Source organism: Microbulbifer halophilus (assembly GCF_026183675.1).
Lineage (GTDB): Bacteria > Pseudomonadota > Gammaproteobacteria > Pseudomonadales > Cellvibrionaceae > Microbulbifer > Microbulbifer halophilus.
In genome coordinates this window covers 132,280-148,645 of record NZ_JAPIVK010000002.1, presented here as the reverse complement: position 1 = coordinate 148,645, position 16,366 = coordinate 132,280, and the positions used below count along the sequence as shown (strand labels likewise).

Sequence of the window (16,366 nt, the reverse complement as noted above, 5' to 3'; positions counted from 1 at the left end):
GGGACAGAGACGGTGTCGAGGTACCTATTCCCCGACTCCCGTCTTGTCCTCCAGGGGCCAGCCGCCCAGTTCCCGCCATTTGTTGACGATACCGCAGAAGAGATCGGCGGTTTTCTCGGCGTCGTACTCGGCGGAGTGGGCGCTGTTGTTGTCGAACGGGATACCGGCCACCTGGCAGGCCTTGGCCAGTACGGTCTGGCCGTAGGCGAGGCCGCCGAGGGTGGCAGTGTCGAAACAGGAGAAGGGGTGGAAGGGGTTGCGCTTGACGCCGCAGCGGTCTACGGCGGCGTTGATGAACCCGAGGTCGAAGTGGGCGTTGTGGGCCACCACCACGGCGCGGGTGCAGCTGTGTTTCTTCACCGCGGCGCGGATCTTGCGGAACAGTTCCGGCAGGGCGATTTCCTCGGGCCAGGCGTCGCGGTCGGGGGACTCCAGGTCGATGCCGATAAAGTCCAGCGCCGACTGCTCCACATTGGCGCCCTCGAAGGGTTCCAGGTGGAAGCTGTGAGTCTCCGACGGAAACAACACGCCGTCTTCACTCATGTCCAGGATCACCGCGGAAATCTCCAGCAGTGCATCGGTACGCGAGTTGAAGCCGCCGCTCTCCAGGTCCACCACCACGGGCAGGAAACCGCGAAACCGCTGGGCTAACAGGCTTTTGGGTCCGGAGGGTTCTTCGGCGGGGGTCACTTGGGGTCCTTATCGGTTTCTGTGGCTGTAAGCAAATTCTGGGGCGGCCCTGCTACCGGGATTTGTTTGCGGGGCACGCCGTAAACCCATCCCTGGGGGCTTGTCTGCGAGGTCCCTCTCGCAGACAGTCCCGCAAACAAATCCCGGTAGCAGGACCTTCGCGTCGGACTTTCGTATTCTTTTCCTTCCGACTCCTGCGGCACAATTCTGGAGTCCCGAGTCCCGAGTCCCGAGTCCCGAGTCCCGAGTCCCGAGTCCCGAGTCCCGAGTCCCGAGTCCCGAGTCCCGATCATACCAGCTGCCAGTTCAGCGTCTCGCCAGCGGCCAGTGGCACCAGCTCCTCGCCGCCCATCTCCAGGCTCTGCGGCAGGGCCCAGGGCTTGCGCACCAGGGTGATGCTGCCCTCGTTGCGCGGCAGATCGTAGAAGTCGGGGCCGAATTCGCTGGCGAAGGCCTCGAGCCTGTCCAGGGCCCCGGCCCGGTCGAACACCTCGGCGTAGAGCTCCATGGCGCTGTAGGCGGTGTAGCAGCCGGCGCAGCCGCAGGCGGTTTCCTTTTTGCCCCGCATGTGGGGCGCCGAGTCGGTGCCCAGGAAGAATTTCGGGTTGCCGCTGGTGGCGGCCTCGATCAGCGCCGACTGGTGGTAGCCGCGCTTGAGGATCGGCAGGCAGTAGTAGTGGGGGCGTATGCCGCCCACCAGCATGTGGTTGCGGTTGTACAGCAGGTGGTGGGCGGTGATGGTGGCGCCGACGCCGTCGCGGGCCTTCTGCACGAACTCGGCCGCGTGGGCGGTGGTGATGTGTTCCAGCACGATTTTCAGGTCGGGGAAGTCGTCTACCACCGGGGACAGGATCTTCTCGATGAATACCTGCTCGCGGTCGAAGATATCGATATCGTGAGAGGTCACTTCGCCGTGCAGCAGCAGTTTCATGCCGCAGTCCTGCATTGCCTCCAGCGCCGGGTAGATGTTGGCGATATCGGTAACACCGGAATCGGAATTGGTGGTGGCGCCGGCGGGGTAGAGCTTGGCGGCGACTACGCCGGCCGCCTGTGCCTGCCGGATTACTTCCGCGTCTGTCCTGTCGGTCAGGTAGATCACCATCAGCGGCTCGAAGGGGCTGCCTGCGGGAATCTGTTCGCAGATACGCAGCCGATAGGAGACAGCGTCCTCGGCGTCCACTACCGGGGGCACCAGGTTTGGCATCACGATGGCGCGGCGGAACTGGCGGGCCGCGTCGCCGACGGTGCGCTCGAGGGCGTCGCCGTCGCGGAGGTGGAGGTGCCAGTCGTCGGGGGCGCGGAGGGTGATTTGATCCGTCATGTGCTGATCGTTGGCCGGGCTCAGTGAATTGCGGCGCAGATGCTAACCGAAGCATCGGGAAATTGCGATCTGCCCCCGGTTTGCTCACTCAATAACCATTTTTCCCTTGTGGTCTTTCTGGCGCTAGTCGATCGCCGTCTGAGGCGCTACAATCGCGCCCCGACATAAGGCGGAGCAGTACACTGGACCGCCAACCCTGGGCACATCTCCAACAATAATCTCCCCAGATCGACACTTCACCTGCACTGCAGCGCCCGGCGCCGCCGTGCATTGAGTAGTGGCGGCACACTTCCGGCAGAGGATAGCAATGAGCAAAATCGACAAGGTGGTACTGGCATATTCCGGTGGTCTGGACACGTCCGTGATCGTGCGATGGCTGCAGGAAACCTATGGCTGCGAGGTGGTGACTTTCACCGCGGATATCGGCCAGGGCGAGGAAGTGGAACCGGCGCGCGCCAAGGCGGAAGCCCTGGGCGTCAAGGAAATCTACATCGACGATCTGCGCGAGGAGTATGTGCGCGATTTCGTCTTCCCGATGTTCCGCGCCAATACCATCTATGAGGGCGAGTACCTGCTGGGGACTTCCATCGCCCGCCCGCTGATCGCCAAGCGCCTGATCGAGATCGCCAACGAGACCGGCGCCGACGCCATCTCCCACGGCGCCACCGGCAAGGGTAACGACCAGGTGCGCTTCGAGCTGGGCGCCTACGCGCTGAAGCCGGGTATCCAGGTGATAGCCCCCTGGCGCGAGTGGGACCTGGGCTCCCGCGACTCGCTGATGAATTACTGCGAAAAGCACAAGATCCCGGTGGATTTCTCCTCCGGCAAGAAGAAGTCCCCCTACTCGATGGACGCCAACCTGCTGCATATCTCCTACGAGGGCGGCATTCTGGAGGATCCCTGGGCGGAAGCCGAGGAGGATATGTGGCGCTGGAGCGTGAGCCCGGAAGCGGCACCGGACAAACCCACCTATATCACCCTGACCTTCGAAAACGGCGATCCGGTGGCACTGGACGGCGAGCGCCTGAGTCCGGCCACCATGCTGGAAACCCTCAATAAACTGGGCGGCGACAACGGCATCGGCCGCCTGGATATCGTCGAGAACCGCTATGTGGGCATGAAATCCCGCGGCTGCTACGAGACCCCCGGTGGCACCATCCTGCTGAGGGCACACCGCGCCATCGAATCCATCACCCTGGACCGCGAAGTGGCGCATATGAAAGACGAGCTGATGCCGCGCTACGCCAAGTTGATCTACAACGGCTACTGGTGGTCCCCGGAGCGGGAGATGCTGCAGGCGGCCATCGACCAGTCCCAGTCGGTGGTAAACGGTGAGGTACGCCTGAAACTGTACAAGGGCAGCGTTACTGCTGTGGGCCGCCGCTCCGAAGACAGCCTGTTCGACGCGCGTATCGCCACCTTCGAGGACGACGCCGGCGCCTACGACCAGAAGGATGCCGAGGGCTTTATCAAGCTCAATGCGCTGCGCCTGCGCATTGCGGCGGGAAAAGGGCGCGATCTGCTGTAAAAAGCGCTGTCGTGGGGGAATGGTGCGTACAAAACTTCGCCCGCGTATCGGCGCCGGCTATCGTGAAAGGGGTAGAGCCGCAGACCTGAGGGCGGCCGCCGTTCGTCCCGCGGAAACGAATTCTAAATAGCAACGGAAGTAACACAATGACGACAACCGTGGCAAAGACCGGCCCAGTGCCGGACTATGACTACAAAGTGGTACGTCAGTTCACCATCATGTCGGTGGTCTGGGGTATCTTCGGCATGGGCATGGGCGTGCTCATTGCGGCGCAGCTGGCGTGGCCGGAGTTGAATAACTTCTGGCAGCCGTTCAGCCACTTCGGCCGACTGCGCCCGCTGCACACCAACGCGGTGATCTTCGCCTTCGGCGGCAGCGTGCTCTTTGCCACCTCCTACTATGTGGTGCAGCGCACCTGCCAGACACCGCTCTGGGGCGGTTGGCTGGTGCCGTTCACTTTCTGGGGCTGGCAGGTCGTCATTATTGCTGCCGCCATCACCCTGCCCATGGGCTACACCTCCACCAAGGAGTACGCTGAGCTCGAATGGCCCATTGATATCCTGATTGCGTTTATCTGGATCGCCTATGCGCTGGTATTCTTCGGTACCATCGCCAAGCGCCGGACCTCTCATATCTATGTGGCCAACTGGTTCTTCGGCGCCTACATCATCACCATTGCCGCGCTGCATATCGTCAACAGCCTGGCGGTACCGGTATCGGCATTCAAGTCCTACTCGCTGTTTGCCGGTACCACCGACGCCATGATCCAGTGGTGGTACGGCCACAACGCGGTGGGCTTCTTCCTTACTGCGGCCTTCCTCGGCATCATGTACTACTTCGTGCCCAAGCAGGCCAATCGCCCCATCTATTCCTACCAGCTGTCGATCGTGCACTTCTGGGCGCTGATCTCCATCTACGTCTGGGCCGGCGGCCACCACCTGCACTATTCCGCGCTGCCGGACTGGACCCAGAGCCTGGCCATGGTGATGTCCGTAATCCTGCTGGCGCCGTCCTGGGGCGGTATGATCAACGGCATCATGACCCTGTCCGGCGCCTGGCACAAACTGCGCACCGACCCGACCCTGCGCTTCCTGGTGGTATCCCTGTCCTTCTACGGCATGTCCACCTTCGAGGGGCCGATGATGTCCATCAAGACGGTCAACGCCCTGTCCCACAACACCGACTGGACCGTGGGCCACGTGCACTCCGGCGCCCTGGGCTGGGTGGCGATGATCTCCATCGGTGCCCTGTACCACCTGGTACCGGTGCTGTGGAAACGCAGAGAGATGTACAGCGTCAAGCTGATCAACGCCCATTTCTGGCTGGCAACCGTCGGTACCGTGTTGTACATCGCCGCCATGTGGGTCAACGGTATCACCCAGGGCCTGATGTGGCGCGCCTTCAACGCCGACGGCACCCTGACCTACAGCTTCGTGGAGAGTGTGATGGCCAGCCACCCCGGCTATATCGTGCGCTGGATCGGCGGCAGCTTCTTCCTGTTCGGCATGTTCCTGATGGCCTACAACGTATTCCGCACCATCACCGAGAAGGAAAATGCCGCGCGCGGTGATAACACAGTGCCGATGGCGCAGACGGCTTAGGAGGTCAGACCGTGAAAAACCATGACATAGTAGAAAAGAACGTCGGCATTCTGATCGTACTGACCATTGTCGCCATCAGCTTCGGCGCCCTGGTGGAAATCGTTCCGCAGTTCTTCGTCAAGGCCAACAACGAGCCGGTGGCCGGCCTCAAGCCGTTCGACCCGATCGTGCTGGAAGGGCGCGATATCTATATCCGCGAGGGTTGCCACGTGTGCCACACACAGATGGTGCGCCCGCTGCGCGCGGAAGTGGAGCGCTACGGCCACTACTCCATGGCGCAGGAAAATGTCTACGAGCACCCCTTCCTGTGGGGCTCCAAGCGCACCGGCCCGGATCTTGCGCGGGTGGGTGACCGCTACTCCGATGAGTGGCACCGAGCGCACCTGTACAACCCGCGCAATGTGGTACCGGGATCCAATATGCCGGCTTTCCCCTGGCTGTTCGACAATGTGGTCACCGGCGAACACACCGCCGCCAAGATGCGCGCCATGCGCGCCGCCGGTGTGCCCTATACCGACGAGGATATCGCCACGGCGAGCGAGCCTTTCGTCGGCGGTCGCGTGAAGGAAATCGATGCCCTGGTGGCCTACCTGCAGCAACTGGGTGTTCTGGTGCAACAGAAACGCTAATGGAGTAGCAGCTCTTGAATATTGACACTTTGCGCATTATCGCCGTCGTCCTCGGTGCGTTGGCTTTCCTCGGCGTCTGTTGGTGGGCCTTCTCGCCCTCGCGCAGGAAGCGCTTCGAGGAAGACGCCAGGCTGCCGTTCGCCGACGAGGAAAAATCCGGGCGCTCGGCGCAGAGCGCAGACCGGGACAGCGACAGGGCATCGAAAGAAGAGAGTGGATCCACCGGACAAAAGGGCGGATCTTCGGCGAGACAGAATGGGCTGTCGGCGGGTAGTGACTCTGCCGGGGCTGAGAAAAAGGGGCAGGACAAACAATGAGTACATTCTGGAGTGTGTGGGTTATTGTACTCACTCTCACCAACCTGGCACTGGTGACCTGGATTCTGTTTGCCAACCGCAAGGTGGCAGTGGACGACCAGCAGGATCCCGAAAACAAGACCACTGGCCACGTCTACGACGGCATCGAGGAATACGACAACCCGCTGCCCAAGTGGTGGTTCATGCTGTTTGTGGCCACGCTGGTTTTCACCGGTATCTACCTGGCCATCTACCCGGGCCTGGGTAACTTCAAGGGCTTCGGCGGCTGGACTTCCGTGGGCCAGTTGGAGCGCCAACAGGCGGACGCCCGCGCCGAGTTTGACGACACGTTTGGCAAGTACGCGGAAATGCCAGTGGAGCAGATTGCCGATAGCCGCGAGGCCCTGAAAATGGGCGCGCGGATTTTTGCCAACAACTGCGCCGTCTGCCACGGCGCCGACGGCGGTGGCAACTACGGCTTCCCCAACCTGACCGATGGAAACTGGCTTCACGGCGGCACACCCGACAAAATCCTCGAGACGATCCGAAAGGGCCGCGAGGGGGAGATGCCACCGCAGGGGCCGATGATCGGCGAGGAAGGTGTCAAGAACACGGCGGAATACGTACTGGCCCTGAATGAACTGGAGCACGACGCCGAGATGGCGGCCGAGGGCGAGAAGGTTTTCGGCACCGTCTGCATGGCCTGTCACGGCGCCGATGGCAAGGGCAACCAGTCCATGGGCGCCCCCAACCTGACGGACAATATCTGGCTCTACGGCAGCAGCCGCGAGCAGATCCGCCACACCATCCGCAGCGGCCGTAGCAATGAGATGCCGAAGCAGGAAGACAAACTGCGCGAAGACAAGATCCGCCTGGTGGCGGCCTATGTCTACAGCCTGTCGCGGCAGCAGGAAGTCGAACAGTGATGGGTGGTTAGTGACCGAATTTGTCGGATGGGCACGCTGCGTCGTGCCGCATCCTGCGGTGTTGGAATACGGCGGACAGGGAAGAAAAAGAAAGGCCTCATCATCGAGAAAACGACCTGCCCGCCGATTGCGCTGCAGGTAATAGTGAGGTTTTGTGAGCGATAAAATTCCAACGGTGGAAGAGCAGGACGGCAGCGGTGAAGTCCGCTACCGGATGCTTTACGAGTCGGACGACAAGGTCTATATCCGCCATATCCGCGGCGTGTTTACCCGCATTCGCAAGTACACCGGGCTGCCGCTGCTGATCGGTTTCTTCTTCCTGCCCTGGCTGAACATCGACGGTCGCCAGGCCGTACTCTTCGATCTGCCGGCGCGCAAATTCCATATCTTCTGGACTTCATTCGGGCCCCAGGACGGTTTCCTGCTTGCCTGGCTGCTGATTATTGCCGCCTTTGCATTGTTTGCGGTCACCACCTGGCTGGGTAGGGTCTGGTGTGGCTTCACCTGTCCACAGACCGTCTGGACCATGATGTTTATCTGGGCCGAGCGGATCTGCGAGGGGGACCGCAACAAACGAATGAAACTGGACGCGGCGCCCTGGAGTCTGGAGAAGCTACTGCGCAAGGGCGGTACCCACGCCATCTGGATATTCATTTCGCTGGCCACCGCACTGGCGTTTGTGGGTTATTTCTACGGCATACGCGACCTGGTGTTGGACCTGGCCCATATCCGGGCCCACCCGCAGGGTGTTTTCTGGGTGGCCTTCTTTGCGTTTGCCACCTATTTCAATGCCGGCTTTATGCGCGAGCAGGTGTGCAAGTACATGTGCCCCTACGCGCGTTTCCAGTCGGTGATGTACGACAAGGACACGCTCGCGGTCCACTACGATGCCAGGCGTGGCGAGACCCGCGGCCCGCGCAAAAAGGGCATCGACTATCGCGCCGAGGGCATGGGCGACTGTATCGACTGCTATTGGTGTGTGCAGGTGTGCCCGGTGGATATCGACATCCGCGACGGCCTGCAGTCTGAGTGCATCAACTGCGGTCTCTGCGTCGACGCCTGCAACAGCGTCATGGACAAGATGGAATACCCACGCGGCCTGATCCGCTTCACCTCCGAAGACGAACTGGAGACCGGCAAGACCAACTACCTGCGTCCGCGCCTGTTCGGCTACGCCTTTGTACTGGCGGCGATGATCGCCCTGTTCGCACAACAGGTGGTGACCCGCAGCCCGATCGAGGCGGAAGTGTTGCGGGATCGCGGCGCGCGCCTGTTCCATGAGTCCCGCGGCGATATCCAGAACGTCTACCGGGTCAAGATCAACAATATGGACCAGGCGCCACACGAATTCTCCATCCGCATCGAGGGTGAAGCCGGGTACGACTACTCCGTGCGCATGCCGCGGGAAATCTACCTCGAGGCCGGCGAAATCTACGGGGTGCCCATTCGCGTCAGCGTGCCGAAAGAGCAACTAGAAGCGACCAAGCACGATATCCATATCGTGGTCCAGGCAGTGGACAAGCCGGAGTTGATGGATCGGCACCAGACGGTATTTATCGGGCCCGAACAGTAGGGCTCTTGCTCCCCTCTCCCTGAGCCTCTCCCCAGGGCGAGGGAACATCGCCCCCCTCTCCCTGTGGGAGAGGGGCCGGGGGAGAGGGCGGCCGCAACAGGCACTCAACCCGTTATGAACACAATGACCGAAAACCCCAAAAAACCCTGGTACCGCGAATTCTGGCTCTGGGTCGTCCTCTTCCCGTTGATCCTCACCCTGGTAGCCTCGGCGACCATGGTCTCCATCGCCGTACTCTACGCCGACGATACTGTCAGCGACACCTACCACAAAGACAGCCGCATGTACCACTACACCGCCGAGCAGGACGAGCGCGCGCGGGAACTGGGGCTCGCCGGTATGCTGCAGTTCCGGCGCGGGGAGAATGTCGTCACGCTCGATCTGAACGGCCAGCTGGAGTACCCGCAGCAGTTGCTGCTGACCATGAGTCACCCGGTCGAAGAGGATATGGACCGCCATATCCTGCTCCAGCGCAGCGGCGGCCGCTATACCGGTTCGGTACCGGGCGAGCTGCAGCACCGCTGGTACCTGCGCCTGATGCCGGAACTGAATCCACAGCAGCACCTGGATGCCGGGTGGCGCCTCAAGGGCGAGATCAATTTCGACCTGGGTGACGCCGCGCCGCTGAACCCCGCCGTGCAATGACTTCGACGGCCTGCTTCCACTGCGGCCTGCCGGTACCCGCCGGCAGCCGCCACTCGGTCACCATCAATGGCGCCGAACGGCCCATGTGTTGCCCGGGCTGTGAGGCGGTGGCGGGCGCGATTGTCGCCGGCGGGCTGGACAACTTTTACCGCTTCCGGGACAGCCGCAGCGAACGCCCCGAGACAGAATCCCGCGACGGCCAGTGGGCCGCCTACGACCTGGAAGAAGTGCAGCGGCAGTTTGTGCAACAAGGGAAGGACGGCCTGAAAGTGGCCGGCCTGCTGGTGGGCGGCATTACCTGCGCCGCCTGTGTCTGGCTGATCGAGAAACACCTGGGGAAACTGGACGGGGTGAAAAAGGTCTCCGTCAACGCCAGCACCCAGCGCGCCCGCATCGCATTCGACCCGGAGAGAATCCGCCCCGGCCGACTCTTCGCCGAGCTCTCAAGCATCGGCTACCGCCCGGCGCCGGCCACCGCCGCCAACAGTGAGCAGCTGATCCAGCGCGAACAGCGCGCGGCGCTGCGCCGCCTGGGTGTGGCCGGGCTCGGCACCATGCAGGTGATGATGTTTGCCATCGCCCTCTATTTCGGTGCCAGCTCCGGTATTGACAGCGAACTGCAGCGCTACCTGAGATGGGTCTCGCTGCTGGTGGCCACACCGGTGGTGCTCTACGCCGCGCGGCCGTTTTTCAGTGCCGCCCTGCGCAGCCTGCGCGGGGGCAGTCTCAGCATGGATGTACCGGTCTCCCTGGCCATCGGCCTCGCCTACGGCGCCAGCTTGTACGCCACTGTTTTCAACACCGGCGAGGTGTATTTCGAATCCATCTCCATGTTCACCTTTTTCCTGCTGCTGGGCCGCACCGTGGAGATGCGCGCGCGCCATCGCGCCGGCCTCGCCAGCGGCGGCCTGGCGCAACTGTTGCCGCTGACCGCCAACCGGCTGGACGGCAACGGGGTCGATTCGGTTCCGGTGGCGGCGCTGGTGGCGGGCGACCCTATTCTGCTGCGCCCCGGGGATACCGTCGCCGCCGACGGCGAGGTGATCGAGGGCGCCAGCGGTGTGGATGAATCGCTGTTGAGCGGCGAGTCGGCGCTGCAACAGAAAACCCCGGGTAGCCGCGTCTACGCCGGCAGCGTCAACGGCGATTCCACCCTGACGGTGCGGGTCAGCGCCGCCGGCGAATCCACCCGCCTGTCCGCAATCGAGCGGCTGGTGGAACGGGCGCAACTGGAAAAGCCGCAGCAGGTGGCGCTGGCGGATCGCGTCGCCGGCTGGTTTGTCGGCCTGGTGTTGCTGGCGGCGCTGGGCGCCTTCGCGGTCTGGTGGCAGCTGGATCCGTCGCGGGCCTTCTGGGTGGCGCTGTCGGTACTGGTGGTGACCTGCCCCTGCGCCCTGTCCCTGGCCACACCGGCGGCGCTGGCATCGGCGACGCTGCGCCTGCAACAGCTGGGACTGCTGGTGGCCGGCGGCCAGATGCTGGAGACGCTGCCGCGGTTGACTCGGGCCGTGTTCGACAAGACCGGCACCCTGACCCGCGGCGAGCCGCGGATTCTGCAGGTGGAATCACTGCGCGACGGCGCGGACCAACAGCGCATCCTGGACCTGGCCGCGGCGCTGGAATCCCGCACCAATCACCCGTTGGCCCGAGCCTTCCGCGCCTGGAGCGGCAACCTCAACGCCCGCGACGTACAGGTGCATACCGGCCGCGGTCTCGAGGGCGTCGTCGACGGCGAGCACTATCGCCTCGGCCGTGCGGATTTTGCCGGCAGCCCGGCACCTGCGGTACCGGAAAGTGAGGGCCAGTGGCTGCTGTTGGCGGATTCCAGCGGGCCGCTGGCCTGGATCGCGCTCGGCGATCAGCTTCGCCCTTCGGCCGCGCGTGCGGTGCCCGAGCTGGAAAGTGCCGGCCTGAGGGTGGAACTGCTGAGCGGCGACCAGTCCGGCGAAGTGCAGCGGCTGGCGGCCGCCGCCGGTATCCGCCACTGGCACGCCGGCGCCTCGCCGGAACAGAAACTCGAGCATATCCGGCAGTTGCAGCGCGATGGCGAGCGGGTACTGATGGTCGGCGACGGTCTCAACGATGTGCCGGTGCTCTCCGGTGCCGACGCCTCGGTGGCGATGATCTCCGCCGCCGACCTGGCCCAGTCCCGCGCCGACGCCATTCTGCTCAGCGGCGACCTGGGCGTACTGGCTCAGGCCGTGGCACTGGCGCGCCGCTGCCGTACAATCGTGCGCCAGAACCTGGCCTGGGCCCTGGGTTACAATGCGCTGGCACTGCCCCTGGCCGCCTGCGGCCTGGTGCCGCCCTGGGCGGCGGCCATCGGTATGTCGGTCAGTTCACTGGTGGTGGTGCTGAATGCGCTGCGCCTGTCCCGGCACGATACTGATACTCCCCTCTCCCGCCGGGAGAGGGGCCGGGGGAGAGGGCAGGCTGAAGGTGCCACCTCCACTACCCTTTCCCCCAATCCCTCTCCCGGCGGGAGAGGGGAGCTACGTTAGCGGTACTCGAACAATGGACAGCCTCTATTTCCTGATCCCCATCGCCATCCTCTTCGTCGCCACTGCAGTCAAGCTGTTCTTCTGGGCGGTCAACAATGGCCAGTACGACGACCTGGACACCGAGGGCAGTCGCATCCTGTTCGACGATGACGAGCCCGGCGAATCCGCGCAACAAAAGCCGGCGGACGACGGCGAAGGGGAGCGCTAGATGGGCGACTGGGGTTTTATCGCCGCCGCGCTGGCCATCGGCTTTCTCGGCAGCAGCCACTGTATCGGCATGTGCGGCGGTATCGCCGGCGCCCTGGGCATGGCCGTGCCCGGGCAGAAAACCGCCTGGGGCCAGCTGGCCGGCTACTCGATCGGGCGCGTCGGCAGCTATGCCCTGATGGGGGCCATTGCCGGCGCCCTCGGCGCCGCGGTACTGCCGGCGCTGACGCCACTGCGGCTGCTGGCCGGCTTTATGCTGATTGCCATGGCCCTGTATATCGCCGGCTGGTGGCGCGGTCTGGTTTGGCTGGAAAAGGGCGGTGTCTACCTCTGGCGCTACCTGCAGCCGCTGTCCGCCAGGCTGTTGCCGGTGCGGTCTGTGCCACAGGCGGTGGCGCTGGGTTCCCTGTGGGGCTGGCTGCCCTGCGGCCTGGTCTACAGTGCGCTGACCTTCGCCCTGGCCCAGGGCGACAGCGGGCGCGCGGCCCTGGCGATGCTGGCGTTCGGGCTCGGTACGGTGCCGGCGATGTTTGCCACCGGCGCGGCCGCTTCGAAAGTGCGCGGCTTTGTGCAGCGGCCGGCGGTGCGGTTGCTGTTTGCCGGCGCGATATTGCTGTTCGGGTTCTGGACCCTGTGGGGAGCGATGGGGCAGGGGGCGCATTCCAACCACGGTGGGGTGGAAATGGCGCCACTGCCTCCAGGGCAGAAAGAACACCATGATCACCACTGATGTAATGGGGTGATTCACCTTTCAATGGAGCCCCTGTTCGGTTATCCGCGATGTCGTACTTGGCGCCATTTGCCTGTCTTGTGTAGATTTTGGCGCCGTCCTTCTGTAATCGCGCGTAACGGGGCGCGATATTTCTCCGAATTCTGCGTACTCCGTAACACTTGGCGCTATTTACCGTCTGGCACCAAGGGGCAATTACCGCTATTGTCAGTGACGTACAGATGACAGCGTTATCATTTTTTGATGACAGCGCTGTCTACGTACCAATTTGTACTTTTGTATCGACACGACTGACTGAAACGGTATCAACAAAAGAAATGCGGCAGTTGTGGGATCGCGGCGTAAGGCTCGGTGCAGTAGGAGTTTGGCCGTCGATCTTTTCGGAATTCATTCCAACAATAAACGGTGACAATCATGAAAATAACGAGTCCTTTGCGGCTGGCGGCCGCACTGCTGTTCGGCGTGTTCGCCGCACAGAGTTACGCCTATGACTGCGGTGGCGTCCAGGGCTATGCGGATGGCTCCAGCTACAGCACGGGCGATATAGTCCAGAACAACTCGGTGGCCTATCGCTGTGATGTGGGCGGCTGGTGCAGCCAGGGCGGTGCCTACGAACCGGGCACCGGCTGGGCCTGGGCAGATGCCTGGAGCGATCTCGGTGCCTGTGACGGCAGTTCCTCCTCCTCTTCTTCCTCCTCATCCAGCTCTTCCAGTTCCAGTAGTTCTTCTTCGAGCAGCTCCGGCGGCGGCAGCGATTGCGATAACCTGCCGGTGTGGGATGTATCCGCCGTATACGTGGGGGGCGACAGCGTCCAGTACGAGGGAGATGAATATACCGCCAGATGGTGGACCCAGGGTGAGCAGCCCGATCAGGCGGATGTGTGGGATAATCTGGGCGCCTGCGGTGGCTCCTCGAGTTCTTCCAGTTCCTCGAGCTCTTCCAGCTCGTCGGGCGGCAGCAGTTCCTCGTCTTCTTCCAGCAGCAGCGGCGGCGGTTCCAGCAGCGGCGGCGCAAACCTGGGGGGCTACTTTGTCGAGTGGGGCGTGTACGACCGCGACTACCACGTGAAAGATATCGTCACCAGCGGCTCCGCCGAGAAGCTGACCCATATCTACTACGCCTTCGGCAATGTGCAGAATGGCCAGTGCACCATCGGCGATTCCTACGCCGACTACGACCGCTTCTACAGCGCAGAGGAAAGTGTCGACGGCGAGGCGGATACCTGGGATACCGGCGCGCTGCGCGGCTCCTTCAATCAGCTGCGCAAGCTGAAGGAAATGTACCCGCACATCAAGGTACTCTGGTCCTTTGGCGGCTGGACCTGGTCCGGCGGCTTCGGCGAGGCGGCACAGAACCCGGAGGCGTTCGCCGATTCCTGTTATGAGCTGGTTCACGATCCGCGTTGGGACGGTGTCTTCGACGGTATCGACCTGGACTGGGAATACCCCAACGCCTGTGGCAAGAGCTGTGATAGCAGCGGCTATTCCGCACTGACGGATATGATGGCGGCGATGCGCGCACGCTTCGGCGATGAACTGGTGACTGCGGCCATCACCGCCGACGGTACCGCGGGTGGCAAGATCGACTCCGCGGACTATGCCGGTGCGGCGCAGTATGTCGATTTCTACAATGTCATGACTTACGACTTCTTCGGTGCCTTCGACGCCGACGGCCCCACCGCACCCCACTCGGCCCTGACCGACTTTCCCAGCATTCCGCAGCCGGGCTTCTATTCCGACTACGCCATCCAGGCGTTGAAGAACAAGGGGATTCCGGCGGACAAGCTGAACCTAGGTATCGGTTTCTACGGCCGCGGCTGGACCGGCGTCAGCCAGTCTGCACCGGGCGGTGCGGCAACCGGCGCGGCTTCCGGTACTTACGAGGCGGGTATCGAGGACTACAAGGTGCTGAAAAACACCTGCCCGTCTACCGGCACCGTTGCCGGCACCGCCTATGCCCACTGCGGCAACGACTGGTGGAGTTACGACACCCCGTCCACCATCGCCGGCAAGATGCAGTACATCGCCGATGAAAACCTGGGTGGTTCCTTCTTCTGGGAGCTGACCGGGGACACCGCCGACGGTGAGTTGATTGAAGCGATGGACAGTAATCAGTAACTTTGTTCGGGACCCGGAAAGAACTGAGAGTCCGGGGCGAAGGTCCTGATGCCGGGGGCCTTTTGCGGGACTGTCTGCGAGAGGGACCTCGCGGACAAGCCTACAGGGATGTATTCACGGCGGGGGCGCCTAGCCGTGTCCCGCAAAAGGCCCCCGGTAGCAGGACCGCCCCTGAGTCCTCTTACTGGCCACTGACCGGGCCCGAAAATAACTGCTGATTACCGGCCGCGATATGAAAAAGAATAAAAAGCCGGCGGCGCAAGCCGTCGCCTGCCCCGAGGCACCCACCAGTGTCTGGATCAATTCCGTCGCCCTCGCCATTTCGCTGCTGGCGATGGTCTGGTTGCGCGAGTACGGCCAGCAGTTGCCGTCGCGGACCCTGGGCCTGGTGATTGTCTGCGTGTCACTGGCGCTGCCGATCATCCTGCTGGAATGGTTGTTCTTAAAGCCTTACCGCAACCCGTCGGCGGGGCTGGATTTCAGTGCGCCGCGCAAGCGGGGCAGCGGCCACCGCACCGCGGTGAAGCTGCTGGGCTTTTACTGCGTGGTGGGGCTGGTGGCACTGGTCTACTGGCTTTTTCCCGAGTATCACGGCTCCTTTTACGACAACTATTACGCGGTAGTGAAAGCGGTGCTGCCCTGGTGGCTGTTACTGGCGGTGCCGTATTTCTACTGGCTCGACGGCCATATGCGAAAGCCCTGGGATGCCTACTGGCAGTTGGGCAGCTGGCTGCTGGGGCGTCGCAAGGACATTGACGGCCGCGCCATTGGCCAGTTGTTTCTGGGCTGGCTGGTAAAACTGTTTTTCCTGCCGCTGATGTTTGTCTACCTGGGTAACAACCTGACCACACTGCTGAATTTCGATTTCGCCCGCCTGGCGGGCAGTTTCAAGGCGGTGTTCGATTTCACCTTCAATTTTCTCTACTACATCGACCTGCTGTACGTGACCGTGGGCTATGTGTGCACCCTGCGGCTGTTCGACTCCCATATTCGCAGCGCGGAGCCGAGCTTTCTCGGTTGGGGGGTGGCGCTGATCAGCTACCAGCCGTTCTGGAGCACTTTTTCCGGCACCTACCTGAAATACGACCAGGGACCGGCCTGGGGACACTGGTTCTGGAGTACTCCCGTTATGTACGGCGTCTGGGGAGCCGCGATCCTGTTGCTGATTGCAATCTATGTCTGGGCGAGTATTCCGTTCGGGCTGCGTTTCTCCAACCTGACCCATCGCGGCATCCTCACCAATGGTCCCTACCGCTACACCAAGCACCCGGCGTATGTCAGCAAAAACCTGTCCTGGTGGATGATCTCCATGCCGTTCATGGTGAGTTCCAGTGGCGGGGATGCGCTGCGGCAGTCGATGTTACTGCTGTTGGTAAATTTCGTTTACTTCATGCGCGCGCGCACCGAGGAGCGGCACCTGTCCTGGGATCCGGACTATGTCGCCTACGCGCGCTATATCGAGCAGCGCGGCCTGTTTGCGTTTGTCGGCCGTTGGTTTCCGCTGCTGCGATTCAACCCCGGGCGATTATTCAATCTGCCCGGACAGTCTTCCGACCAGCCCGCGCGGCCATCGGCCGGGCTGGCTACAGAATAGGGAATCA

At 62.7% G+C, this 16,366-nt stretch carries 14 protein-coding genes; 12 read left to right on the top strand and 2 right to left on the bottom strand.

Translation table 11 applies throughout. The features are described from left to right. Positions 1 to 24: 24 nt before the first annotated feature. Positions 25 to 690 (bottom strand): ribonuclease T, encoded by a 666-nt coding sequence (gene rnt / locus OQE62_RS01700; RefSeq protein WP_265720252.1) that lies wholly within the window; start codon positions 688 to 690, stop codon positions 25 to 27. A 289-nt stretch (positions 691 to 979) separates the two neighbouring features. Next, entirely contained in the window at positions 980 to 2,011 is a 1,032-nt protein-coding gene (gene pyrC / locus OQE62_RS01695) for a dihydroorotase (protein ID WP_265720251.1), read from the bottom strand. A 307-nt stretch (positions 2,012 to 2,318) separates the two neighbouring features. Here pyrC and OQE62_RS01690 point away from each other — a divergent pair, with 307 nt between their 5' ends. From OQE62_RS01690 to OQE62_RS01635, 12 genes are all read left to right on the top strand, one after another. Then, positions 2,319 to 3,539 carry an argininosuccinate synthase gene (locus OQE62_RS01690; protein ID WP_265720250.1) on the top strand — a complete coding sequence of 407 codons (1,221 nt, stop codon included), beginning with the start codon at positions 2,319 to 2,321 and terminating at the stop codon, positions 3,537 to 3,539. A gap of 146 nt (positions 3,540 to 3,685) precedes the next feature. Beyond that, the gene (gene ccoN, locus OQE62_RS01685) at positions 3,686 to 5,140 is read left to right on the top strand and encodes a cytochrome-c oxidase, cbb3-type subunit I (protein WP_265720249.1); all 1,455 of its coding nucleotides are present in this window, start codon (positions 3,686 to 3,688) and stop codon (positions 5,138 to 5,140) included. Between the two features lie 11 nt (positions 5,141 to 5,151). Further along, positions 5,152 to 5,769, top strand: coding sequence for a cytochrome-c oxidase, cbb3-type subunit II (gene ccoO / locus OQE62_RS01680; protein WP_265720248.1), 618 nt, complete (start codon positions 5,152 to 5,154; stop codon positions 5,767 to 5,769). Positions 5,770 to 5,783: 14 nt separating this feature from the next. Then, a complete protein-coding gene (locus OQE62_RS01675; protein WP_265720247.1) occupies positions 5,784 to 6,086 on the top strand; it encodes a cbb3-type cytochrome oxidase subunit 3 in 303 nt (100 codons plus the stop codon). Further along, on the top strand, positions 6,083 to 6,991 hold the full coding sequence (gene ccoP / locus OQE62_RS01670) for a cytochrome-c oxidase, cbb3-type subunit III (protein WP_265720246.1): 909 nt from the start codon (positions 6,083 to 6,085) through the stop codon (positions 6,989 to 6,991). Before OQE62_RS01675 ends, ccoP begins: the two co-directional genes overlap by 4 nt. A gap of 154 nt (positions 6,992 to 7,145) precedes the next feature. Then, complete coding sequence (ccoG, locus tag OQE62_RS01665) at positions 7,146 to 8,564, top strand: cytochrome c oxidase accessory protein CcoG (RefSeq protein WP_265720245.1); 1,419 nt, start codon at positions 7,146 to 7,148, stop codon at positions 8,562 to 8,564. A gap of 114 nt (positions 8,565 to 8,678) precedes the next feature. Further along, on the top strand, positions 8,679 to 9,209 hold the full coding sequence (locus OQE62_RS01660) for a FixH family protein (RefSeq protein ID WP_265720244.1): 531 nt from the start codon (positions 8,679 to 8,681) through the stop codon (positions 9,207 to 9,209). After that, complete coding sequence (locus tag OQE62_RS01655) at positions 9,206 to 11,710, top strand: heavy metal translocating P-type ATPase (RefSeq protein WP_265720243.1); 2,505 nt, start codon at positions 9,206 to 9,208, stop codon at positions 11,708 to 11,710. Before OQE62_RS01660 ends, OQE62_RS01655 begins: the two co-directional genes overlap by 4 nt. 13 nt (positions 11,711 to 11,723) lie before the next feature. Then, entirely contained in the window at positions 11,724 to 11,918 is a 195-nt protein-coding gene (gene ccoS, locus OQE62_RS01650; RefSeq protein ID WP_265720242.1) for a cbb3-type cytochrome oxidase assembly protein CcoS, read from the top strand. Next, on the top strand, positions 11,919 to 12,647 hold the full coding sequence (locus OQE62_RS01645) for a sulfite exporter TauE/SafE family protein (RefSeq protein WP_265720241.1): 729 nt from the start codon (positions 11,919 to 11,921) through the stop codon (positions 12,645 to 12,647). A 414-nt stretch (positions 12,648 to 13,061) separates the two neighbouring features. After that, positions 13,062 to 14,765, top strand: coding sequence for a glycosyl hydrolase family 18 protein (locus OQE62_RS01640; RefSeq protein WP_265720240.1), 1,704 nt, complete (start codon positions 13,062 to 13,064; stop codon positions 14,763 to 14,765). A 232-nt stretch (positions 14,766 to 14,997) separates the two neighbouring features. Further along, positions 14,998 to 16,359: a methyltransferase family protein gene (locus tag OQE62_RS01635; protein ID WP_265720239.1), complete on the top strand. Its 1,362-nt coding sequence runs from the start codon at positions 14,998 to 15,000 to the stop codon at positions 16,357 to 16,359. Positions 16,360 to 16,366: the final 7 nt, after the last annotated feature.